Here is a 23873-nt window from a genome sequence, read left to right on the forward strand (position 1 = left end):
ATTGGTGATCGGGCGCGCGTGGAGGCACGCCCGACCCGACAGTTAAGCGTCATGCACGTAGTACTTGCCTTGGGTACCTGCGGCTTCTTCCATCTTGGCGAAGTTGTCCATGGACCCGGCCAGATCGATCTTGAACTCGTCCCATTCGGACCGTTGGTAGCCACCAGCGGCTTTCCATTCGGCCAGTTGCTCTTCGCTGAGCGAGTGGAATTCGACACCTGCTTTGATCAGTTCGGCCATAGCGTAGGCGCGGGCCGATGGCACTTTGGCAAGGTTCTGGTGCGAGGTCATCTCGGACCCCCACATGATCCCTTCCTGCACGTCGGCGGGCATTGAGTTAAACCATTCCAGGTTGCACGAATAAACTTGGCTGTCTGGCACGGCCTGGGTGAAAGTCACATGGCTCAGGATATCTTTGAAACCAAAGACTTCGAGCGCACCCACGGACGGATCAAGCGCGTCAGCGACACCCTGTTTGATGGCCGACGGGGTTTCGCCCCACGCCACAGGCGTCGGGTTCGCACCAACCATGCGATAGTATTGCTGCAGCATCTTCGAGCCGGGAACGCGGAACTTGACGCCGGACAGGTCGCCAGGTGTCAGGACCGGTCCGGGGCCACCCTTGCGGATGGCAACGACACGGGGGTCGATGTTGATATAAAACAACGCCTTGAAGCCGTTCTCCTCAACCTTCGGCTCGACCGTGTCCTTCCAGAACTGCGAGTTGACGAGGTTTGTGAAACGCTGGTTTGACCCGCACAGATACGGCATGTTGATCAGGTCAACGGTCGACGCAAACGGCGCGAAATTCGAAAGCGAATGCTGTGCTGCCTGAATTGTGCCACCCTGCACCGCCTGCACCAGCGCGCCGCCTGCACCCAGCTGCCCGCCAGGCGCGAGTTTGACATAGACCTTGCCGTTGGTCGCGTTCTGGATGTTTTCCTTCAGGTCCAGCTGCATGATTGGATAACCACGCGACGCACCGACCGGATAGGCAGTTGCCAGAACCATGATATGGTCCGCAGCAGCCTCGCGGTCGCGCTCTTCGCTGGCACTTTGCGCTGCAGCTTCAGTTGACCACAACGTCCCCGCAGCACCAGCTACCATGGCCGCTGTGAAGCCGCCTGTTGCCGTCAATTTCAGAAAATTTCGGCGTGCTGCCGACGCAAGGTCCTTGCGATCTTTGTCCATTATGTTTCCTCCCAGAAATCCTTAGCTGCCGTTCTTTTTGTTTCGGTCAGCCTCTTTTTGAAGAATGGCGACGACAAACAATATCGACGCGGCAAACAGAACCAGCATTTCGCCCACGTCCCCAAGGAATGCGCTTGCTGCAAAGGCCCCCAGAGCGACGTTGGCGAAGTAGATGACAAAGACGATCAGCGAGGCGGTAAGGAACATAAAACAGGATCCGAAAAGGTTGCAGTTCTGAGCGACACTGTAAGCGCTTACATTTGATTCGTGCAAGCGCTTACATTTGAGGCGCTTTTTTTGGCGCTCTCGGCGATTGCGGACAGGAAGACCCCAAGCAGCGACCAAAGTAATACTATTATGGTCGGATACATTCTGAAAATTCATCATGTTAGCCAAGTTGCCGTACAACAAGAACGGTGGGCCGGGTTCCACACCGCTGCATCAGCCGATGCGCGGGATATCAAAAGCCCCGACCGTGAACTTATGGAGAAAATCAATAAATGAGATGACCAATCTGCAGGCGGTAGCGAGTATCTCGCCCCCTGTATCCCGCTATGGCAATTTGATCGGAGGCGACTTTTGCAAGCCAAAGGCAGGCAGGTAATTTGAGAATCTAAGTCCGATCACCGGCCAGCCCATTGACCAGATCGCACGGTCTGATGCTTCAGACGTTGAGGCCGCGCTGGACCCAGCGCATTCGGCTGCCGATGCCTGAGGTTCGACCAGCGTGGCCGAGCGTGCGAATGTTCTGACGCGGATAGTGCAATAGCTGGCAGACAATCTGGAGCTGTCGGCTATTGCGTGGCCCTGAATCCGGCCAAGCAACGCCAGCGACAATAATGGTTTTCAGTGAACTGATCGCGGATATCCTGCCTGCTGGCGTGTTGAATGTTGTTAACGGATTGGCCTTGAGGCGGGTATAGGACCCTAGGGCGTTCATATCGCAAATAAAACGTTTTCCTCAATTCTGATTGAATTCTCTCAAGACACGGAAGCCTGACAGTTTTAACCGCCAATCAATGCCTAACTTTGTTACGAACCATGACGAACTCAAAGCCAAACCATATGGCAGAGCGGTTGGAGAAGGCTCATGCCATCGTCGAATTCACTGACCTGTATATGACAGAAATTGCATTGGCCTGTGGATTTGTTTCCTGTACGACGCTTTCGCAGCGATACAAGCGAAGATTTGGTAGAACGCCAGTCGATCAGCGCATGAAGCAGAGCGCATAAAGGTGCAAAATCATATGTGTCTACAAGGCGTTTTCGCTGATTGCGACGAGCTATGACAGTACATGCGATCCTCATCGTACTGTTTGCGGCTTTCCTTCATGCGCTGTGGAATGCGGTCGTAAAGGGCGCGCCTGACAAGGCCATTATGTTGGGATTAATCTCGATCGGGCATGCCATACCTGCGCTTGCCGTGCTTCCTTTTACGGGCTTTCCAGTAATGGCTGCAATTCCATACATTATTGGTTCCACCTTGATTCATTGGGGATACTACTGGTTTCTCAACACCGCCTACCGTTACGGCGATTTATCGGTGGTGTACCCCATATCGCGCGGGATAACGCCCATATTAGTGGCGTTGGGAGCGGTCTTTCTTGCCGGTGAATTCCTTCCTCCGGGCGCGTGGATCGGTATTGTCTGCATTTCGGCCGGCATCGGTTGCCTGTCTTTTGGCGGACTTGGAAAGGGAACGAACTGGGTAGGCATCGCGGCGGCATTCGGAACTGGTTTGATGATTGCTTCCTACTCTCTGGTTGACGGTATTGGCGTGAGACTCTCAGGGAATACGCTTGGATATATCACGGTATTGTTCGTGGCCGAGATCTTCGTGGCGGGGTTCATCTTCTCGACTCGGTGGGACCGCCTCATCGCACTTCCAAAGAGATATGTCTGGTCAGGTTTAGCAGGAGGAATCATTTCCGGCTTAGCCTATGGTCTGGTGCTCTATGTTAAGAGTTTCGCGCCGTTGGGTGTTGTATCAGCGCTCCGAGAAAGTTCGGTCATCTTCGCTTCAATAATAGGTGTGATGTGGTTTGGTGAGGGCCCAAAATCCAACAGGCTCCTGGCGGCGATAATCGTAGCAGTTGGAATTGTGGTTCTGGCCCTAACAAGATGACGTACAAGTTGGACTAAGGAGAAGGAAGTTGCGGGATAACGAGTCCAAGGTGCAGGTCTTTAACTTCGGATAAGGTCGCCGCACGTATCTTATAGCCCGCGAGGCGCTTCTTGCCAGTTTCAGGGAGTTCTTTGGACCAGCTATAGTACAGACTCTGAGCAATGCCTGCCCGGCAGCACAGCTCCACAATGCTGCCTTCGCCCTTGCGCTTGTCCAGAACGATCCAGATCTTCTCTTCCGCTGAATAGTGCTTGCGGGTAGCACGACGGATATCCTTGACGATCTTTTAGCCGTGGCTCTTACGTGTTCTGGGTTTCTATCTCACCTCCACTCCTTGGCGGGTACGATGTGCCAGAAAATCTCTCTTATCAAATCGACCTGTACTGTCCCGCAAGTGCTGACGTCAGACATTTGCAAAGGTATTTGCGAGCACTATGACAGTCATGTTCGATTGGCGGCTGGTCAGTCGACAGGTAGCAGTATGTAGCCTCGGATTTCGTAGCCCACCGCCCGTTCGATGGGCGAATGCCGAAGCGCACTGATTTGAACGAAACTCTTGGGTGACTGGTGCAGGGAGAGTTCCTATCTCATATCAATGGGGTATGACACTCAATTCCGAGCGCTAGGGCGGATTGCCTTACATAGGTTTTGCTTATGATGTGGAAGGTATAATCGATTTTTCTTGATCTATTTATCTGTCACACTGCCGGGGCATGGAACTGCAAATAAGCGCTGCTCAAGAATGGCGTTCCCGAGAATAATCAACCGACAGAGGATCACGATGAAACATAAGACCAAATTTCTTGCAGCCCTGGCCGTAAGCTCCTTGACTGCTACAGTTGCGTTATCTGAAACCGAATTGACAGTTTACACAGCCGTCGAAGCTGAAGACCTGGCGCGCTACGCTGAGACGTTCAATGCGAGCAATCCGGACATCAAAATCAACTGGGTGCGGGATTCGACCGGGATCATCACCGCCAAACTGTTGGCCGAGAGGGACAACCCTCAGGCAGACGTCGTGTGGGGTCTCGCGGCCACTTCGCTGTTGTTGCTCAAGTCCGAAGGTATGCTGGAGCCTTACGCGCCTGCGGGTGTTGGCGACCTAGACGCGAAATTTGTCGATGGCGACAATCCTCCGGCGTGGGTTGGCATGGACGCTTGGGTTGCCGCAGTTTGCTACAATACCGTCGAGGCCGAGAAAGCGGGATTGACGCCGCCGACATCGTGGAAGGATCTTACAGACCCCATGTATAAGGATCAGGTGATCATGCCAAATCCGAACTCGTCGGGCACTGGTTTCCTTGATGTTTCAAGTTGGCTGCAGATGTTCGGCGAAGAAGGCGGCTGGGAGTACATGGACGGATTGCACGAGAACATCGCGCGATATACCCACTCTGGTTCAAAGCCGTGCAAACTGGCTGCTGCAGGTGAGATCCCGATTGGCATCTCTTTTGCTTTCCGTGGTGCTAAGTCGAAAGCTGATGGTGCGCCGCTTGAGATCATTGTCCCGTCAGAAGGTGTCGGCTGGGACATGGAAGCGACCGCTATTGTTGCCGGTACTGCAAATCTCGAAGCCGCGCAGAAACTGGTTGATTTCACCGTCACCAAGGAAGCCAACGAGATGTACAACACAGGGTACGCCGTTGTCGCCTATCCTGGCGTCGCAAAACCGGTCGAGCACTTCCCTGAAGGTCTTCTGGATGCGATGATCGACAACGACTTTGAATTTGCCGCCAACAACCGCGCGGCGATACTGAAAGAATGGCAGTCTCGCTATGACGGGAAGTCTGAAGCGAAGTAAACCAACCTGCAGAAGAGGTGTAAGCACCTCTTCTGCACACCACTCTATTTTTCCAAACAACGCGACCAGCGCGCCCGGCTTCAACCGGCCCAGATCGGCCGTTCCCGAGGTGCAGATATGAGGACCGCTCCCGTGCTTCAGAAAACCCCACCCGGTGAACTGTATCTAAGCATCCAGAATTTGTGGAAGGCGTTCGGCAGCTTTCTTGCACTCAAGGACATATCCCTCGAAATCAACGAAGGCGAATTTGTCTGCTTTCTGGGGCCGTCGGGTTGCGGCAAAACAACCTTGCTCCGGGCGATTGCGGGTCTCGATCTGCAAACCAAGGGCACTGTCATGCAAGACGGCAAGGATGTGTCAAATCTGCCGCCGTCAGAGCGTGATTTCGGGATTGTGTTTCAGTCTTACGCCTTGTTCCCGAACCTGACGATCGAAAAGAACATTGCTTTCGGCTTGGAAAACACTGGTCGCAGCAAATCGGATATTGCCGTTCGTGTCAGCGAACTGCTTCATTTGGTTGGGTTGCCTGAACAAGGCAAAAAGTATCCTGCGCAATTGTCCGGTGGCCAGCAGCAGCGGATTGCGTTGGCCCGCGCCATTGCGACCAACCCCGGTCTCTTGTTGCTGGATGAGCCGCTTTCAGCATTGGACGCAAAGGTGCGCGTCCATCTACGTCACGAAATCAAAGAGCTGCAGCGCAAACTGGGTGTGACTACTGTGATGGTTACGCATGATCAGGAAGAAGCGCTGGCGATGGCGGACCGGATCGTGGTCATGAATCATGGGGTTATCGAGCAGGTGGGGTCACCTACAGAAATTTACCGAGAACCCGCAAACTTGTTCGTGGCAGACTTCATCGGGGAAATGAACCAGATCCAGTCTCAGGTCACCAAGGGTGGTCGACTGAGTGTCGGCGAAAAGACCTTTGCGTGCCTCAGCCACACGTTCAACGACGGAATGCCAGCGATTGCGGCGATCCGACCGGAGGATATCATCCCGCATGAGGCTGGTTATCTCGATACCGGCGGCAACAGGAATTGCATCGACGTCACTCTCGATGAAATGGAATTCCTCGGTTCATTCTGGCGATGCCGCTTAAGCAACGAGCGATTTGGATCTTCGGAACTGATCGCAGATTTTTCGATCAATGCCGTGCGCCGCCTAGAACTGGAAGAGGGTAGGACCATGGTGATTGAACTGCCCGAAAACCGGCTAATGGCCTTTGATGTTCCGGAGACGGCAGCATGAGCGAGATTTCAACCAACCCGGGGACTCTTCCAGCTGGGCCTGACATCAAACCCAAGCTCAGCAGGGATGACATCCTGATGCGCGGCAGCATGTTCGTGATCGCACTCTATCTGGTCGCGACGTTGGTCCTGCCGCTTTACACGATGCTTTCCAAGTCATTCTCGACCTATCGGATGGAGTTGTCACAATACGAGTTTCAGGTCAGTGACGAAGCGGGGCAATTTGACGGAACCATCCTGTCAGCCGACACACTGAACGAACAAATCGGGGCTTTTTCAGGCACCGATCTGTCTACCGGCTCAGACGGGCGGCTATCGGTAACCGAGCTTTTTCCCGATTTCAGCTTTCGCAGTCCGGTCATGTACCAAATCCGTAACACAAGCGACACCGGGCGGTTTCTTGTCGGTTCTACGCTACAAGACAATACGGATTGGGTCACGCTCGATTCCAATCAGTTCCGCCGGGTTCAGCTGAGGCCAGTTCAATCGCGAGGCTTGGAAAATTTCGTCAACTACTTCTCAACCCCGGCACTGTTCAATTCTATCAAGAACTCCCTTTGGATTTCTGTAATTAGCACCATTGTCACAGTAACTTTGGCGTTCTGGTTCGCTTATGCGCTGAACCGGAGTTGCATGCGGTTCAAGGGTGTGTTTCGTCTGATTGCGATGGCTCCGATCCTGGTGCCTTCGCTGTTGCCCGGGATCGCGCTGGTCTATCTGTTCGGCAATCAGGGCATGATAAAAGAGTTGCTGTTCGGCGCCAGTATCTATGGTCCGATTGGCATCGTGATAGGCTCGGTGTTCTTCACCTTCCCGCACGCCTTCCTGATCATTTCAACGGCGCTGGCGATCTCTGATGCACGACTATACGAAGCTGCAGTCAGCCTGCGTTCAACGCCGTGGCGTACTTTTTGGACGGTCACCGTTCCCGGCGCGCGATATGGTCTGATCTCGGCCGCTTTCGTTGTATTTAATCTGGTCATAACTGATTTTGGTCTGCCAAAAGTGATTGGAGGTCAGTTCAACGTTCTGGCGGTTGATATCTACAAGCAGGTGATCGGCCAGCAGAACTTTGAAATGGGTGCCGTAGTCTCGGTCGTTCTGGTGATCCCGGCAATCCTGGCGTTCGCGATCGACCGCATGGTGCAATCAAAGCAGGTTGCCTTATTGTCGGCCCGGTCGGTCCCGTACCAGCCAACCCCAAATCGAAAGGCAGATCGGTTCTTTCTAGTCTATTGCTGTCTGATCGGTTTGTTCATCGTTGGGCTGCTGGCTGTGTGCCAATTCGCGGCGCTCATCAAGTTTTGGCCCTACGACCTGAGCCTGAGCCTGAAGAACTACGATTTCAACAAGATGGATGGTGGCGGTTGGGGCTCTTACATTAACTCGATCAAGCTGGCGCTTTTGACGGCGGTGATCGGTACTTCAGTCGTCTTCTTTGGTGCCTATCTGGTTGAAAAGTCGAACGGGTTCAGAACAGGTCGATCGATCTTTCAGATGTTCGCGATGCTGCCAATGGCGATCCCGGGCATGGTGCTGGGCCTGTCATACATCTTCTTCTTCAATAGCCCGTCTAATCCGCTGAACGGTATCTACGGAACAATGGCAATTTTGGTGATCTGTACGGTGACACACTTCTATACTGTGTCGCACCTGACGGCAGTGACAGCGCTCAAGCAGATGGACAGAGAATTCGAGTCGGTATCAGCCTCGCTCAAGCAACCGACGATGAAGTTGTTTGCCCGTGTCACGGTCCCTGTTTGCCTGCCAGCCGTGCTGGACATATCAATCTATCTGTTCGTAAACGCAATGACGACGGTATCTGCGGTTGTGTTCCTATACTCGCCCAAAACCACGTTGGCATCTATTGCAGTGCTAAACATGGACGATGCGGGCGATATTGCGCCAGCTGCCGCAATGGGGATGATGATCTTCTACACAAACGCCGCAGCGCGGATCATCCACCTGATTGCTTCCAAAGGCGTCCTCGGTCGCACGCAAGCCTGGCGAACCCGCTGACAAGAAAACCCATTTAGGCATCTCCCCACCGATCACTGATTGGTGGGGTTTTGTTTTTCTTCTAGAACAGAATTGGCGAATTTCATGAAGGCGCGAATGGTCTTCACCTCACGCCGTTGGGAGAGATAGATCATGCTTTCTCCCATTTGCAGGTCGACGTCTTGCAGCTTGATTTGTCTGAGACGGTCGTCGTGACCGTATTCTGCCTGGGACACGAACCCGATACCTGCACCTGATGCCACCAACTCTCTGACGGCCTCTCTTCCTTCGGCCACAATCGCCGGTTTCAGCGGCACCCCCCGTTTACTGGCTTCATCTTCGAGCTTTTGGCGTGTTTTTGATCCCTGTTCCCTGAAGATGAGAGGCAACTCCGCCAGCTCTGCGAGGGACAATGTAGGTTTTGAGGCGAGAAGCAAACTGCGGGCCGTGAATGCCACGATCTCGGTCGAACCGAGGCTAAGAACGCTCATGTCCTTGCCGGGAGACACGCTGCCAACAACACCAATTTCTGCGTTGTAAGATCTGAGTTCCTCCAAAATGTCCTCGGTGTTGCCAGCGCGGACGGTAATCGTAATGTTTGAATATTTTTCTCGGAACGGCCCCAGAAAGTCGGTCAAGTGGTGCGCGGAATCGGCAAGGATCCGCAGCTCGCCGTCGATCGCAGCCCTCGTTTCAGACAGATAGTCCTCGATCTGATCCTCGATCTCAAAATACTGCTTGGTGTACCGGTAAAGCTGCGTCCCCTCCGGGGTTAGGTTCACTCTTTTTCGCTCACGCTTGAACAACAACAAATCATGATCCTGCTCAAGTTTGCGAACCTGCTCTGAAATTGCTGGCTGCGTCAAAAAAAGCGCCTCTGCAGCACGCGAAAACCCACCATATTTGGCCACGAAATGAAAGGCTTTGAGCTGGCTATGTCGCATTTCAAACTCCTGAAGGTTCGAGCATAGGCTGAGCTTATAATTAGATTGATATTTGCAATTTCACATATAGCTGCGGTTGCTGCAACTGTGTCTTTGAAACGTTGATCTGGAGCTTGGTTATGACGTCTTCTTTTCCTCAAATTGAACAACCGCGTCTCGGCGAGCCCTATCTACTAACTCCTGGCCCCTTGACCACGTCATACGCCGTGAAAGAAGCCATGTTGAGGGATTGGGGAAGCTGGGATGATGACTTTCGGGGTATGACCCAGGAGTTGCGCTCCAGTCTTTTGGCATTGCTTGGCGAGGGCGCCGATGAGTTTGACTGCGTACCGATGCAGGGGAGCGGATCGTTTTCAGTAGAGGCAATGCTGGCTTCGTTCATTCCGCGCGATGGCAAGGCATTGGTGCTGGCCAATGGCGCTTACGGTCAGCGCTCGGCGCAAACGCTCGAGTATCTGGAACGCGATCATGTTGTTTTGGACAAGGGCGACTATCTGCCGCCGCGTGGCTCAGAAGTTGCCGAGATTCTGGCGAATGATTCCGCGATCACCCATGTCGTTGCTATCCACTGCGAAACAAGCTCGGGCATTCTGAATCCGGTAGAGGAAATATCGGAGGCGGTTTACGCCGCTGGTCGCAAGCTTCTTGTCGACTCGATGTCAGCCTTTGGTGCGATCGAGTTGAAGCCTACGGAAGTCCGCTATGAGGCAATGGTTTCGTCCGCCAACAAGTGTATTGAGGGTGTTCCGGGGTTTGGGTTCATAATCGCGCGCAAGAACGAGCTTGAGGATGCCAAGGGTAACAGTCATTCGCTGTCTCTGGACGTTCACGCGCAGTGGGCGCATATGAACAAAACCGGTCAATGGCGATTTACGCCGCCCACCCATGTGGTTGCCGCTTTCATCGAAGCCCTCAGGGCACATGCGGCTGAGGGCGGCGTTTCCGGTCGCGGAGCCCGATACACCAGCAACAGGGATGTTGTGGTCGCCGGCATGCGTGAGCTGGGTTTCGAAACTCTGCTCGACAATCGCTGGCTGAGCCCAATCATCGTAACATTCTTCTGCCCGGCCGATGATAACTTTGTCTTTGATCAGTTCTACAATCTGATGAAAGAAAAAGGGTTCATCATTTACCCCGGCAAGTTGACCGTCGTCGACAGCTTCCGCGTTGGGTGCATCGGTCAGATGGACGACAAGGTTATGCGGAAAGTTGTAATTGCCGCCAAGGAAACTTTGGAAAAAATGGGTGTGTCGAGTGCCACACCTCCTCTCCAAGCTTTAGAAGAACGCGCCAAACTGGCCGCTTAAGGATCAAGGAACAAACCAAATGACCATCCACACCCCTGTTGAAGCCAACGAGCGTGTCTACCCGATGCCCAAAGTGCCCGCCATTGCCATCTGCCTTGACGGCTGTGAGCCAGAATACCTGGACAAAGCTATTGCTGACGGTCTGATGCCGACTCTCAAGCGGATGCGCGAAACCGGCACTGACCGGCTGGCCCATTCGGTGATCCCGTCGTTTACTAACCCTAACAACCTCAGCATTGCGACAGGCCGTCCGCCTATCGTGCACGGCATCTGTGGAAACTATCTGATTGATCCGGACAGTGGTGAAGAAGTGATGATGAACGATGTGCGCTTTTTGCGTGCACCGACCGTGTTCAAGCAGTTCTATGACGCTGGCGCCAAGGTGGCCATAGTCACCGCGAAGGACAAGCTGCGCGCGTTGTTGGGGGCGGGTCTGAAGTTCGACGACGACCGGGCCAAATGCTTCTCTGCGGAAAAGTCCGACACGTCGACCCAGGCTGAGCATGGTCAGGAGAAAGCAAGCGCATGGTTGGGCATGGCCCAACCCGAGGTCTATTCGGCAGAGTTGTCCGAGTTTGTCTTTGCTGCGGGTGTCAAGTTGCTGAAAGAGTGGAAACCAGATGTGATGTATCTGACCACCACCGACTACGTGCAGCACAAATACGCACCCGATCAGGCCGAGGCCAAGGCATTCTATGAGATGTTTGACAAATATCTGACCGAACTGGACGCCATGGGCGCTGCCATCGTGGTCACCGCCGACCACGGCATGAAGCCCAAGCACCACGCCGATGGATCGCCCAGCGTAGTATATGTGCAGGATCTGGTGGATGAATGGCTGGGCAAGGACGCGGCCCGTGTCATCTTGCCGATCACGGACCCCTATGTGGTGCACCACGGCGCACTCGGGTCGTTTGCCACCTGCTATCTGCCCGAAGACGCGGATCGCAGCGACATCATCGGCAAACTGAAAGCCACAGCCGGCATCACCCACGTGTTGACCAAGGAAGAAGCGATCAAGCGTTTTGAACTGCCCGGTGACCGCATTGGTGATATTGTGATGGTCTCGGGTGAGAACATCTGTATCGGTACCTCTGAAGACCGCCACGATCTGGCCGCTCTCAACGAGCCGCTGCGCAGCCACGGTGGACTGACCGAGCAGGAAGTTCCTTTCATCGTAAACCGGGTTATCGACTTGGGGACTGCGCCCGAGTTGCGCAATTTTGATGCGTTTTTCTATGCAACTACAGCGGCGGCGCAGTAATCCATGAAAGATCAAACCATGTCGAAAATCGAAATCCGCAATGAAGGAATGCGCATCGGGGGCGAGATCGTCTTTACCGACGAAACGGTGCCGGTTCTGTACCCATACACAAACGAGATTGTCGGGCATGTACCCGCCGGCAAGGCAGAACATGCGCGCAAAGCGTTCGAAATCGCGGCGAATTACACTCCAAAACTCACACGGTATGAGCGCAGCCAGATCCTGCAGCGTGCGGGCGAGTTGATTGGTGAACGTCGTGAATACCTTGCCAAATGGCTGACGTTGGAACTGGGTATCTGTCACCAGCATGCGATTTATGAGACCAAGCGTGCACAAGATGTCTATCAGTTCGCCGCCGCTGAGGCGATGAAGGATGATGGCGAGATCTTTTCATGCGACCTGACCCATAATGGCAAAGATCGAAAAATATTCACCATGCGCGAGCCGGTGAATGCGATTTCGGCAATCACACCATTCAATCATCCACTTAACATGGTCAGCCACAAGATCGCGCCATCAATCGCGACCAACAACTGCATGGTGTGTAAGCCGACGGAACTGACGCCACTGACGGCGCTGACATTAGCTGACATCCTCTACGACGCGGGTCTACCACCCGAGATGTTCCAAGTGGTTACCGGCTGGCCAGGTGACATTGGCGATGAGATGATCACCAATGACAACATCGACATCATCACATTCACCGGCGGCGTGCCGGTGGGTAAGATGATCGCCGAAAAAGGCGTTTACAAGCGGCAAGCTCTGGAACTGGGGGGCAATGACCCTCTGATCGTTTTGAACGATCTTTCTGACGCGGACCTTGAGAAGGCCGCGACCATTGCTGTGGCAGGCGCCACCGGCAATTCGGGTCAGCGCTGCACTGCGATCAAACGTATTCTGGTGCAAGAAAGCGTGGCCGACAAGTTTGTGCCATTGGTTCTGGAAAAGGCGAAGAAGATCAAGTTCGGCGACCCACAAGACCCCGAGACCGAACTGGGCTGTGTCATCCATGACAAGGCAGCTGAACTATTCGAAAAACGCGTTTACATGGCCGAGGCCGACGGCGCAGAAATCCTCTATCATCCGGGCCGTCAGGGCGCACTACTGCCGCCCATCGTTGTCGATAAGGTCCCCCATGACAGCGAGCTGGTGATGGAAGAAACCTTTGGCCCCATTGTGCCCATCGTTCGGGTTCCGGACAATGACGACGAGGTGATGCGTATTTCGAACGGTACCGAATTCGGCCTCAGCTCAGGCGTCTGTACGAACGACTTGAACCGTGCGATTGCCTTTATCAACGGTCTGAACGTGGGCACCTGCAACATTTGGGAACAACCCGGATACCGTATCGAAATGTCCCCCTTCGGAGGCATCAAGGACAGCGGTAATGGGGTTAAAGAAGGTGTCATCGAGGCAATGAAGTTTTTTACTAACGTAAAAACTTACTCGCTGCCCTGGCCACGCTAGTTTTTGTGCCCCGACCCGACCCGGGTCGGGGCACCACAAGTTCCTCCCTGGTACTGGCGGACTTTGCGAGGTCCGCATTTTTTCACAAGCGGCGTTGAGGAAAAAGCATGTCACAAATCGTCCACACGGAAGGCGAATCCAATACTTCCAGCGCGCGAAAAGCATGGATGAAGGAATCTATAGGGCCTAAATCTTCACCCTTGCTGAAACGCGACGCTAACGCGTTTCTCCACCAGTCACTGTCCTCGCCATGCGTTAGCACCATTGCCAAAGCTGAGGGGATTTGGGTCGAAGACCTGGACGGCCGCCGTTACATGGATTTCCATGGCAATTCAGTGCATCATATCGGTTACGGACATCCCCGTTTGATCACCGCGATCAAGGCGCAACTGGATGACCTGTCTTTCGCACCCCGTCGCTTCACCAATGATCCCGCGGTTGAATTGGCCGAAAAGCTCGCCGAAATCGCGCCAGACGACCTTGGGAAAATGCTGTTTACGACCGGCGGCTCTGATGCAAACGAGGTCGCTCTCAAGATAGCGCGCGCTGCCACCGGTCGGTTCAAAACAATTAGCTTCTGGGATGCCTTCCACGGTGCCGGTTTTGGCGCCGCAAGCGTCGGCGGCGAGGCGACATTTCGCAGCCATATAGCCGGCCCGCTTCTCCCGGGTGCAGAGCACGTGGCACCTTTTGCCTGTTACCGATGCCCGTACAATCACGCCGGCCCAGATACCTGTGGGTTGGCTTGTGCAAAAATGGTCGAGTTCGTTCTAGAACGCGAGGGAGACGTAGCTGCGGTCATCGCTGAGCCTATGCGCGCGGTGCCTTATGTGCCGCCACCGGGCTTCTGGAAAGCTGTGCGGGAGGCGTGTAATCGTCACGGGGCTCTCTTGATCATGGACGAGATTCCCACGGGGCTTGGAAAGACCGGCAAGATGTTTGCCTTTGAGCATGACGAGATTATCCCTGACATCGTCACCTTGGGTAAGGCACTTGGCGGAGGCATCCTGCCGATTGCAGCTTGTATCGCGCGAACCAAACTAGACGTCTGCGGAGACTTTGCCATTGGACATTATACACACGAAAAAAACCCGGTGACTGCACGCGCCGCGCTTACCACAATACAAATCATCGAAGATGAAGGGTTGGTTGACCGGGCGGCTGAGTTGGGCGAGCACGCTATGGATCGTCTGATGGGCGAGCTTCAGAATATCCCGATCGTCGGTGACATTCGCGGCCGTGGTCTGATGTTTGGTGTCGAAATTGTCGATGACCGTGCCGACAAGACACCTGGAAATGCACGAGCCGAGCGGATCTATTATGCTTGTTTGGAAGCTGGCCTAAGCTACAAAATCAGTCAGGGGTGTGTGCTTACATTGTCACCGCCGCTAACGATCACGCGCAAGGATCTCGACTGTGCAATCGGCATTGTTGTCAACGCGATTAAGGACGAATGTTGATCTTTGTGGCCATACCTTTAGAGCAATTCACGCCGTTGCTCTCTCTGCTTCCAGGAAAACAGTGGTCAATGGACGTGGAGATCAATTCTCAGTTATGGCGCCAAGGGCCATTGCCTACCGCCAAGAAAGTGAATGCGTTTTCCCGGTGGAACAGGCGCGTCCGATTTATTTCAGCAAACTCGGGCGCTGAGCGTTTTATCGAAATTACTCGGCCGCAAAATCACCGGGTCGGTCTCCGGTCGTTGGTTGGCAAGATTGCAGCGCACCCTGTTATTCCAAGCAAACCGTGGGAGTGAGGTAGAGCATGGCGATAGTCAGCTTTTTAATCAGCCTTGCTGGCGCGACGATGTTGCTGCTTTTTGCAGTTCGAATGGTACGCACTGGAATTGAGCGCAGCTATGGAGCGTCGTTCCAGCGCGTTTTGACGCGACAGCACAGTTACCTGCAGGCCTCACTTGTGGGTCTGATGATGGCGGTTGTACTGCAAAGTTCGGCGGCAGTGGCGCTGTTGACCTCTGGGTTTGCTGCCAGTGGAATGTTGAGTTTTCCTGCCGGTCTGGCGATTGTGCTCGGAGGCGATCTGGGTTCCGCATTGATCATCCAGATTCTTACGTTCCGGTTGGACTGGCTTATTCCAATGCTGCTGGCGATTGGAGGCTATCTATTCGTCAAGACCGAAGCCAAAAAAGCCCGACAACTAGGGCGTATTCTGATGGGCGTTGCCTTTATCCTGATCTCACTTCGGTTCCTTCGTGAGGCGATGGATCCAATTCGGGACAGTGCATTTTTACCCGCAGTGGCGGATTACTTGTCGCGCGACTATATCACTGCATTTCTTGTCGGGAGTGCCTTAGCCTTCGTCATGCATTCCTCGGTAGCGGCCATCCTTATGTGTGTGACACTTGTGCAAATTGGAGCGATCCCATTTGCCGCCGGAATGTCTTTGGTTTTTGGCGCGAACTTTGGCTCGGCCTTCATTCCGGTATGGCTAACCCGAGGAATGCCAGTGACGGCCCGACGAATACCCTATGCAAATTTGGCGCTGCGAGGAAGTTGGGCGTTGGCTAGTTTGTTTGCAGCAAATTTTGCCCTACGAACCGGGCTTTTGGGCGACCCGCAAGGGGGGCAAATGCTAGTCAACGTGCATCTTGCTTTCAACCTGTCGCTTTTGGTTTTAGCCCTTCCGTTTTGTGGACACTGGCAGAACTTGTTCGAAAGGCTCTTGCCAGACCAGCAGAAAGTACAGAAGTCGCAATCCGCACAACCGGTCAGCGCATTGGACATGGAAGACGTGGCAAATCCCAATCAGGCCTTGCCGAGCCTCAAGCGTGAGCTGCTGCGGATGAGCGATCTTCTCGAAACCATGTTCCGTCCTGCTCTTGAACTTTACCGCAGCGGAGACAAAGAACAGATCCGGTCGGTTCAGGCCATTGACGAGGACGTAAACCGGTGCCTCTCGGGTATTCGAGCCTTTGTCGCCGCGATACACCCTGAGCTATATGAAAAACACGATGCTAAGACCGCGCGCGACCTTATGGAGTTTGCGATCAGGCTTGAAACGGCGGGTGACGTTGTCGCCAAACGCCTGACTGTATTGGCCGGTGAAATGCGGGCCAAAGGCTCTAGCTTTTCGCAAGATGGCTGGTCTGAACTTGTTCAGATGCATGAAGGTATTCTTGCAAACATGAAACTGGCATCAAATGTACTTGTTTCAGACGATCTGGAAAGCGCCCGGCTTCTCAGCCTTGAGAAAACCGAAATCAAACGCGTGGAACGTGAAAGCCGCAAGCGTCACCTGCGCCGGTTGCAGCATGGAACAACGGAAAGCTTCGAAACCAGTGATATTCATCTAGAGACATTGCGGGCTTTCCGGGACTTCAACAGTCATATTGCATCGATTGCTTACCCGGTCCTTTACCAGAACGGTCAACTTCTCGAGACACGATTGATCAACGAAATTGCTGAATAGGCCCGAGCCGGTCTCAATGCGAAGACAAGAAAAGAGCGAGAACAAAGGCGACTGGAAACACCGAAGTGAGTTCGTTCTCGAAATCAAAATTTGAAATTGTTCAGTGTCTTCCAAAACCTGAGCCCAGCACTGCGCAGTGCACAAGGGTCTAAGTAACCGGATTGAAGGATCCCACCAATCAACCCGAAAACGCGAAAAGATCATCGGTCCCGACAAGTCACTCTGGCAGACTCAGAGATTTCTGGTTGCCCATGACCAGATCACCATCAGCTCCCGTCTCCCCGCTATCAACTTACTTCAGCTTTATTCCACCATGCCCGATCAGATGCCTTCCAGTTTTGGATCAGCTATGCCCGCGAAATGTCCTCCTGACGACATAGGCGCCGACGTTCTTCAATCTTGCTCAAGCAAGCTGGCAATCCCGGCAGAGTTCTTAGGTATTGGATATTCCGTTCTAGTACCATTCATCCGGCATTCGCGCTTTGCGTTCTGACACGAAGTCTTCAAGCGCGGCTTGTATGCCGGGTTTCATTTCAGGACGCTGGTAATCGTTCAACATCTGATGCCACCGCGCAGTGGCGCGTTGATCTGACGTGAGAGCACCATTTTCAGACCAGGTCTCGAATGGCCCTGCGTCAGAAATTTGTGGCTCATAATTTGCTGCCGCATAGTGGCGCAGCGTGTGTTTGGTCGACAGGAAATTTTCGCCCGGGCCCGTTTCAAAATAGGCATCACGGCCAAATGCCTCCTCATTCGTTTCGAAGCCCTTCAGCAGTTTCAGCATCGCGCCACAGTGGTCTAGATCCATGATGAATTTCTCGTAGGACATCACAAGCCCACCTTCGAGCCAGCCTGCCGCATGCCAGACCTGATGGGCTCCGGACAAAAGCGTGGACCACATGGCACCGGTGCTGTCCTGCATCGCTTGCCCATCTGGCGCATTGGAGGCGGTGATCTGCCCACCGCCAGAGCGCACAGGTACGCCAAGCCTTCGTCCCAATTGTGTCAGCGCCATCGTGGTCATGTTTGCCTCGGGCGATCCAAAGGTTAGAGCGCCCGTGCGCAAGTTCATTGTGGAGTGGAACGAGCCGAACACCACCGGACAACCGGGGCGCACCAGTTGCGCAAGCGCAATGCCAACCATCGCTTCTGCCAGAGTTTGCGCCGCCACCGCCGCCGGCGAAAGCGGCCCCATGGCACCCGCGAAAATCGCAGGGGAGACGCAGACACATTGGCCTGCCTCCGCATAGATACGCAGAGCCGACGACATGGTATCATCATAAACCAGCGGCGAATTGACGTTGATATTGGCCTGCATCACCGCGTGGTGCTCCATGAAGTCCCGTCCAAAGACGAGGCGTGCCATCTCGATACTGTCACGCACGCGCTCGGGTGCCGTAACAGAGCCCATAAAGGGCTTGGTTGAGAGTGTCAGATGCGCCAGCATCATGTCCAAATGCCGTTTATTCACCGGCACATCTGTCGGCTCGACAACCGTGCCGCCGGAATGATGCAAGGCGGCCGCACTGTAGGCCAGTTTGACGAAATTGCGGAAATCCTTCAGCGTCGAATATCGTCGGCCCTTCACCAGATCGCTGACAAAGGGAGAGCCGTATCCCGGCATCAGCACAACGTTGTCACCGCCAAGTGTCACCGTTCTGACCGGGTCTCGGCCATGCAACTGAAATTCACTTGGAGCCGCAGCGCAAAGCGCACGGACGTGACCCGGTTCAAACCGCACACGTTCGCCATCGATGCGGGCACCCGTTTGGGCGAAGTGATCCAGTGCCGTTCGATCCCCCCGAAACTCGACGCCAATATTGCTTAGAATCCAGTCGGCTTGATCTTCGATCCGGGCCAATACCGTTTCACTTAGTAGATTGTATGCAGGTATCCTGCGACCCGTGAACGGTGTGCTCTCAGAAGGGGCAATACTACGGGCCAAGCGGCACCTGCGCGCGCGGCCGCGGTGCTCCGCCGGTGTCGGTGTTTTTGCTTTTGCGTTCAACAAGTCCAACTTCATTTCATCGCTCCACGAGCTTGAATGCAGTTTTCGACCTTAAAAACATATTTGAAAATCGAAAAAAACTACTCTTAGCGTTTAGAAATTTTGTACACTAAAGATATGAGTACCCGATTTCATCACCATGACTTACTCAGGCTATTTGCCGAGATTGCTCGTTATTCCAGCTTCTCGACGGCAGCATCGGCGCTCAACATGACAAAGGGCGCCATCAGCTATCAGAGCAAAACGCTTGAAGCCGATCTTGGGATGATCCTGTTCCAGCGCACATCGCGTGGTGTCACACTCACTGGTGAAGGATTAAAACTGCTCGCGATCTGCCAGACCCGATACGAAGAAATCGAAGCTGAAATTCATGCATTAAAGGGGATTTCAACGCGTTCTCTAACCGTTGGCGTCTCGACCTATTTCGCTGCGCGCTGGCTGTCGCCACGCCTGATGTCATTCATGCAAAGCCACCCGGACGTGCAGATTCGCATTCAACCGATGATCGAGTTTTCAGAAGCTGAGATGCAGGATGTGGATCTTGCAATCAGGTGGGGTAGCGGGAATTGGATCGGCGGCACCGTTACTCCGTTCATGCCCATGCCGCCCTATCCTGTGGGTGACCGGGCGGCAGCTGACCTAGTGATAGAGTTAGGAATGAAAGAGGCAATATCGCATCTTACGCTGCTAAGAGATCGTGATGACAGCAACGCCTGGTCTGATTGGCTGAACGTCGCAAAGCTTCCCCGACAATCAAGGAGAGATGCGTTAATCGTTCCTGACCCAAATGTCCGGGCGCAGGCAGTCATCGACGGACAGGGAATAGCTTTGATGGATGATCTGGTTCGGGACGATCTAAATGCTGAAAGACTGTTTCGGTTGTCGGAAACCGATCTGCCCGACTATGGGTATTTTTTGGTTCAACCGTATAGCTCCGCACCAACCGGCGCAGTACAGTCCTTCTCGGACTGGATTCTGGGTCAATCGTAGCAGTCATTCCCCTTGAGTATCCTCAGAGCCATTATTATACGGCATATAAATTAATTATAGGGACCCAGAGGATGCCCACAGGACATATCATGATGGCAATGAGCCTAGACGGTTTTGTCGCAAGGCCAGATCACAGGCTGGACTGGTTGGAAAAGCAACCCACTGCAGACGAAGATCACGGGTTTGTCGCGTTTCAGAGTAGCGTCGACGTGATCGTGATGGGGTCCGGATCGTACCGGACAGTTCTGGGATTTGGAGAGTGGCCTTACACGAAACCGGTGGTGGTTCTCAGTCGCTCAATGAAACCCTCAGGCATTCCAGATGAACTGCGCGATAGAGTTGAAGTTTCAGACAAAACACCCACTGATTTGATGGAGGATTTTGGCGCGCGTGGTTACAATCGAGTTTATGTGGATGGCGGTGCAATCATCCAATCCTTCCTCAAAGCCGGGCTGATTGAGGACATGCGGATTACCTTGGTTCCCATCCTGATTGGTGAAGGCATTCGGATCTTTGGTGAAACAGAAGGTGACGTTGATCTGGAGTTGGTTACGGTTAGCAGCTTTTCCTCCGGTCTGGTAGATCTCGATTACAGACTGAAAACCAGGTGACGAAAGCTTCTCCACCGGGGCGACCGTCAAAGGCTGCACAGCGCCTTTCGAAGCAAGTGATCCTGCAGGCCGCATTGCCGATCGCCCAAAGCAAAGGTGTTGATGCGCTATCGTTTCGCATACTTGCCGATCAGCTTGACGTCACTCCGATGGCCGTGACCTATCACGCAGGTAGCAAGAAGCAACTATTGTCCGATCTGCTAGAACTTGCCTTTGCAGGCGTCTTGGATGGAGTGAATGGTGGCAACCCGGTCAAACGCGCCCGCTGCATTATGGCGACTTACTATGGTTGCGCTTTGAAGAACGCCAATCTACTCCGTGCAATCCTAGGCGATGTAACGCTCATGAGCGCGGACCTCATGAACGTGGCCGAGGAATTAAAGGTCAGCACGGACCAACTCGAATACAGCGATGGCGGTGATGTTCTTGTTCACGTGCTGATCGACTATGCACATGGGTTTGTGCTCTCAGCCTCGAGCGGAGAAGACAATCCCCTGACAATAGACGATTTTCTGCGCGGGGTTGACTGGATTCTTGCTCAAGCGGCGGGTGACCTCGCGGCGACGTGATATGAAAAACATGCCCATCAGAGGGTGTCCTCAAGCAATGAGCAGTTTGCGTCATTCATTTCTGACCCTAACGTCAAGTATTTCTGCCCCAAAGCTACTAACTTTCATCGAAGCTGAGGCTTATGTCTCAAATGAGTTCGGTTTGCCAAAGGATTGATACTTGGCGGTTGGCTGCTTTCGTGATCTCGATGTTTTCGGTTCGAGGAAGGTGCGTTATCGCCAACCACGGCTTAAATGTTTCATACAATGCCTCAGGCACCTAGCCTCGCCGATGTATCCTCTATGGTGTTGCCTTCCGCCATTCGGCAGAAAGCTTGTCGCCAACCTTGAGCCAGTTCTTTCATCTGAGACAACACCTCGGCATCTTCTGGCAGAATGCGACGAGTCAACCTTGCACGTGTGACGGCCAATACAGACCAATTTGGATTTAACCTTTCAACCAAGGTGATCCGATCACCGGCGCCAACTTCGCCAGGTTCGAGCACACGATAGTACCATCCGGTTCGGCCCGTCTTCTGAAACTGGTAAGGCATTTCCTTGCGCCCCGTATGTAGCCCGAGTTTCCAGCACGGTTGCCGCCCCTGACTGATTTGAACAACCGCCGTACCCAGAGACAGGATGTCGCCAATGCAGAGGTTTTCCTCGGTCAGCCCCGTTGTTGAAATGTTCTCACCGAACGCCGCTGGCAGTGTGCCGGGTGCCATTAGGCCCTCTGCTTGCCAAGCCGAATAGTGATCAAAAGCATAATGATGGATGGCTTTGTCTTCGCCTCCATGCACGGTCAAATCTGCCTGTGCATCCTCGGAAAATCCGAGCGAGGTAATCAACTGCCGCCCGTCCACCCTGTCTTTTTGAATGGCCGATGGCGATTTGCCTTCCCAACAATCTTTGACCGCTCCGACAAATATGCCGTCGATGTTCGCCGATAAATCAAAATGGTTCATCTGGCTTCCTCGTGCTCGATACAGATCTTGTCTTTTTCACCGACGTCCAATGATACACCCAACAGTTTGCAGAAACCGTTTTCCGTCGTGGCATCATGGTATGTACAGGATTTGCATTGGCCGAATGACCGACCTCCATTTGCGGCCAAAGCCAGACTGAGGCTTTGCATCAACCCCTGCTCAAGCATGGCTTGGTTTTCTACGGGCATATCTCCAATTGCCTGTGCAACAGGGTTCGGCTGACGTACAATTTTGACCCCCTCCTTGGTCAGGTCATAAGAGATCGACCGTTGATCAAGCTCTTTGCGTTGCTCTTCTACATAGCCCTTGCGCGCCAAAGCCTTGAGCGTCTGTGACATCGTTCCACGGGTTGTTCCGATATACTCTGCAACTTGCGACGGCGAGCGCGAAAACATGTTCGCCTGTGCGAGGTATTCCAGCGCCATCCTCTGAGTCGGGTTCAAATCTCCTGCCCACCCTTCGGAAGCATCGATCCGGGCCAGACGGTTGATCAGTGTGCGTATGCGGTGGTCTGTGTTCATAGCACTTTTAGTAGCGAGTCGAAATTATAGTTGCAATGCATTTCTCATTATAGTAGCGACTCGATATTATTTATTTGGAGACGCTCATGAAACTCTCAACGCTCACTTCTACTTTGGCACTGGTCATCGGAGGCACGGCTCTTGCAGATGGGAACCATGCCATCCATCAAGATGGCGCCATCATATCTTCGCCGGACGCCAGTAAAGTCGCGGACTTTGACATTCTGGCAGCGCATGCGCATCGCAATGGAAACACGGTCACTTTTCACATGACAACGAATGGGACGGCTGGCGCTTCGGTTCCAGCGGCAACCGGAGAGGTCGGTGGATCAGACGTCTGGTCATATGTCTGGCCTACTTCTTTGGACCCTTCAGCCGTTGGGTTCGAAGGCAGCACAGGCATCCTTGCAATGGCCGCAACCAGTCATCCTGATTTTGATGACACACCGCTTTTTGACGAGAACGGCGACGGCGATCCGGCGAATGACGGCATCGAATGGCACAGCCACTGGGTTGTGTTGACCCCGACCGAAGCGTGCGGACCCGACGCGCTTGCCGTGCGTGACATCCCCGAGGGTTCCTCGCCCAAGCTACCTGCGACATGGCCTGGGTTCCCGATCTTTCTGGACAGCCCTGGGTTTACGCCTTTGTTCGATGGGCCCGAAATCTCGGTGAATGCCGGCTTTGCCAGCAACGTAGAACTGGATGGTGTCGCTTACGATGGTGTCACTTCTGCATTGCGAGTGAACGCTAACATCCATGCGCCCTTGCTGTGCGTCACAGATGTTTTCGACGTCGCATCCGGCGACCTGAGCCTGCCGGGGAAGCTTCACTGACATTCGACCACGCAGCCGCCGAACCCAAGGCGGCTGCGTGTTATTGAGGGCAATGAAAATGCAAACACCAGAACTAGACGTTTCGGAATGGTTAAATACAGACACACCCCTAACATTAGGCGGTCTAAGGGGACGGATTGTTGTTATTGAGGCATTTCAAATGTTGTGCCCGGGATGCGTCCTGCACGGTATTCCCTTGGCGCAATCGATTCAGAAGACGTTTCCTGAAGAAAAGGTAGCCGTGATTGGCTTGCACACTGTGTTCGAGCATCACGACGCCATGACACCGGTGTCTCTGAAAGCCTTCCTGCATGAATATCGCATCACCTTCCCTGTCGGCGTGGACAGGCAGGGGGTGGGGCAATTGCCAAACACGATGTCCCGCTTTCGCATGCGCGGTACACCAAGCCTTGTCTTGTTGGATCAGTCGGGACGGATCGTTGTGCATCACCTTGGACAGGTCTCAGAACTGCAGTTGGGGTCTGAGATTGGCAGTCTTCTGACACGACGGGCCGCATCGGTCACAAGCAATCCCGCCACCGTCAATCAAAACGAAGGCGCATCAGGTAGCTGCAATGTGTGAGCCGGCCAATGCGCCCG

The 23873-nt window shown here is 53.7% G+C and carries 21 protein-coding genes and 1 pseudogene; 15 read left to right on the forward strand and 7 right to left on the reverse strand.

Annotated elements, in window-relative coordinates; translation table 11 throughout:
* Positions 1-42: 42 nt before the first annotated feature.
* Together AC2FH6_RS09960 and AC2FH6_RS09965 are read right to left on the reverse strand one after the other, a co-directional pair.
* Complete coding sequence (locus tag AC2FH6_RS09960; protein WP_142637699.1) at positions 43-1191, reverse strand: TRAP transporter substrate-binding protein; 1149 nt, start codon at positions 1189-1191, stop codon at positions 43-45.
* Positions 1192-1212: 21 nt separating this feature from the next.
* Entirely contained in the window at positions 1213-1398 is a 186-nt protein-coding gene (locus AC2FH6_RS09965) for a hypothetical protein (RefSeq protein WP_142637697.1), read from the reverse strand.
* 858 nt (positions 1399-2256) lie between these two features.
* Here AC2FH6_RS09965 and AC2FH6_RS09970 point away from each other — a divergent pair.
* Positions 2257-2424, forward strand: coding sequence for a helix-turn-helix domain-containing protein (locus AC2FH6_RS09970; RefSeq protein ID WP_496702458.1), 168 nt, complete (start codon positions 2257-2259; stop codon positions 2422-2424).
* A gap of 52 nt (positions 2425-2476) precedes the next feature.
* Positions 2477-3316, forward strand: coding sequence for an EamA family transporter (locus AC2FH6_RS09975; protein ID WP_496701306.1), 840 nt, complete (start codon positions 2477-2479; stop codon positions 3314-3316).
* Between the two features lie 52 nt (positions 3317-3368).
* Here AC2FH6_RS09975 and AC2FH6_RS09980 read toward each other — a convergent pair.
* A pseudogene (locus tag AC2FH6_RS09980) lies at positions 3369-3599 on the reverse strand (transposase); the annotation flags it as partial.
* 498 nt (positions 3600-4097) lie between these two features.
* On the opposite strand from AC2FH6_RS09980, the gene AC2FH6_RS09985 reads away from it, so the two are divergent.
* The 3 genes from AC2FH6_RS09985 to AC2FH6_RS09995 all read left to right on the forward strand — a co-directional run bounded on the left by AC2FH6_RS09985 (position 4098) and on the right by AC2FH6_RS09995 (position 8383).
* The gene (locus AC2FH6_RS09985; RefSeq protein WP_281973206.1) at positions 4098-5117 is read left to right on the forward strand and encodes a putative 2-aminoethylphosphonate ABC transporter substrate-binding protein; all 1020 of its coding nucleotides are present in this window, start codon (positions 4098-4100) and stop codon (positions 5115-5117) included.
* A 132-nt stretch (positions 5118-5249) separates the two neighbouring features.
* The gene (locus tag AC2FH6_RS09990; protein WP_281973207.1) at positions 5250-6365 is read left to right on the forward strand and encodes a putative 2-aminoethylphosphonate ABC transporter ATP-binding protein; all 1116 of its coding nucleotides are present in this window, start codon (positions 5250-5252) and stop codon (positions 6363-6365) included.
* Entirely contained in the window at positions 6362-8383 is a 2022-nt protein-coding gene (locus tag AC2FH6_RS09995; protein WP_281973208.1) for a putative 2-aminoethylphosphonate ABC transporter permease subunit, read from the forward strand. The genes AC2FH6_RS09990 and AC2FH6_RS09995 overlap by 4 nt, the downstream gene beginning before the upstream one ends.
* 32 nt (positions 8384-8415) lie before the next feature.
* Here AC2FH6_RS09995 and AC2FH6_RS10000 read toward each other — a convergent pair whose 3' ends face one another.
* Positions 8416-9306 carry a LysR substrate-binding domain-containing protein gene (locus AC2FH6_RS10000; protein WP_142637687.1) on the reverse strand — a complete coding sequence of 297 codons (891 nt, stop codon included), beginning with the start codon at positions 9304-9306 and terminating at the stop codon, positions 8416-8418.
* A gap of 119 nt (positions 9307-9425) precedes the next feature.
* Between AC2FH6_RS10000 and AC2FH6_RS10005 the strand changes: the two genes are divergently transcribed.
* From AC2FH6_RS10005 to AC2FH6_RS10025, 5 genes are all read left to right on the forward strand, one after another.
* Positions 9426-10613 carry a 2-aminoethylphosphonate--pyruvate transaminase gene (locus tag AC2FH6_RS10005; RefSeq protein WP_142637685.1) on the forward strand — a complete coding sequence of 396 codons (1188 nt, stop codon included), beginning with the start codon at positions 9426-9428 and terminating at the stop codon, positions 10611-10613.
* A gap of 19 nt (positions 10614-10632) precedes the next feature.
* Positions 10633-11877 carry a phosphonoacetate hydrolase gene (gene phnA, locus AC2FH6_RS10010; protein ID WP_142637684.1) on the forward strand — a complete coding sequence of 415 codons (1245 nt, stop codon included), beginning with the start codon at positions 10633-10635 and terminating at the stop codon, positions 11875-11877.
* 3 nt (positions 11878-11880) lie between these two features.
* The gene (gene phnY, locus AC2FH6_RS10015; protein WP_496701311.1) at positions 11881-13344 is read left to right on the forward strand and encodes a phosphonoacetaldehyde dehydrogenase; all 1464 of its coding nucleotides are present in this window, start codon (positions 11881-11883) and stop codon (positions 13342-13344) included.
* A gap of 107 nt (positions 13345-13451) precedes the next feature.
* Positions 13452-14804: a (R)-1-hydroxy-2-aminoethylphosphonate ammonia-lyase gene (gene pbfA, locus AC2FH6_RS10020; RefSeq protein ID WP_496702332.1), complete on the forward strand. Its 1353-nt coding sequence runs from the start codon at positions 13452-13454 to the stop codon at positions 14802-14804.
* Positions 14805-15108: 304 nt separating this feature from the next.
* Complete coding sequence (locus AC2FH6_RS10025; protein ID WP_496702334.1) at positions 15109-16773, forward strand: Na/Pi cotransporter family protein; 1665 nt, start codon at positions 15109-15111, stop codon at positions 16771-16773.
* A gap of 454 nt (positions 16774-17227) precedes the next feature.
* Here the strand turns inward: AC2FH6_RS10025 and AC2FH6_RS10030 are convergent, their stop codons facing one another.
* Positions 17228-18796, reverse strand: coding sequence for a trimethylamine methyltransferase family protein (locus AC2FH6_RS10030; protein ID WP_496702336.1), 1569 nt, complete (start codon positions 18794-18796; stop codon positions 17228-17230).
* A gap of 102 nt (positions 18797-18898) precedes the next feature.
* Between AC2FH6_RS10030 and AC2FH6_RS10035 the strand changes: the two genes are divergently transcribed.
* From AC2FH6_RS10035 to AC2FH6_RS10045, 3 genes are all read left to right on the forward strand, one after another.
* Entirely contained in the window at positions 18899-19771 is an 873-nt protein-coding gene (locus AC2FH6_RS10035; protein WP_496702338.1) for a LysR substrate-binding domain-containing protein, read from the forward strand.
* 71 nt (positions 19772-19842) lie between these two features.
* Positions 19843-20382 (forward strand): dihydrofolate reductase family protein, encoded by a 540-nt coding sequence (locus AC2FH6_RS10040; RefSeq protein WP_496702340.1) that lies wholly within the window; start codon positions 19843-19845, stop codon positions 20380-20382.
* Positions 20379-20951 carry a TetR/AcrR family transcriptional regulator gene (locus AC2FH6_RS10045; protein WP_496702342.1) on the forward strand — a complete coding sequence of 191 codons (573 nt, stop codon included), beginning with the start codon at positions 20379-20381 and terminating at the stop codon, positions 20949-20951. The genes AC2FH6_RS10040 and AC2FH6_RS10045 overlap by 4 nt, the downstream gene beginning before the upstream one ends.
* 251 nt (positions 20952-21202) lie before the next feature.
* On the opposite strand, the gene AC2FH6_RS10050 is transcribed toward AC2FH6_RS10045, so the two are convergent.
* Positions 21203-21895, reverse strand: coding sequence for an MOSC domain-containing protein (locus AC2FH6_RS10050; protein WP_496702344.1), 693 nt, complete (start codon positions 21893-21895; stop codon positions 21203-21205).
* Positions 21892-22437 (reverse strand): MarR family winged helix-turn-helix transcriptional regulator, encoded by a 546-nt coding sequence (locus AC2FH6_RS10055; RefSeq protein ID WP_496702346.1) that lies wholly within the window; start codon positions 22435-22437, stop codon positions 21892-21894. The genes AC2FH6_RS10050 and AC2FH6_RS10055 overlap by 4 nt, the downstream gene beginning before the upstream one ends.
* 86 nt (positions 22438-22523) lie before the next feature.
* Between AC2FH6_RS10055 and AC2FH6_RS10060 the strand changes: the two genes are divergently transcribed.
* Together AC2FH6_RS10060 and AC2FH6_RS10065 are read left to right on the forward strand one after the other, a co-directional pair.
* Positions 22524-23273, forward strand: a complete 750-nt coding sequence (locus AC2FH6_RS10060; protein WP_496701326.1) for a hypothetical protein — start codon at positions 22524-22526, stop codon at positions 23271-23273.
* A 58-nt stretch (positions 23274-23331) separates the two neighbouring features.
* Entirely contained in the window at positions 23332-23856 is a 525-nt protein-coding gene (locus AC2FH6_RS10065; RefSeq protein WP_496702348.1) for a redoxin domain-containing protein, read from the forward strand.
* Positions 23857-23873: the final 17 nt, after the last annotated feature.

The sequence above is a fragment of the Ruegeria sp. CDSC045 genome (assembly GCF_059610725.1).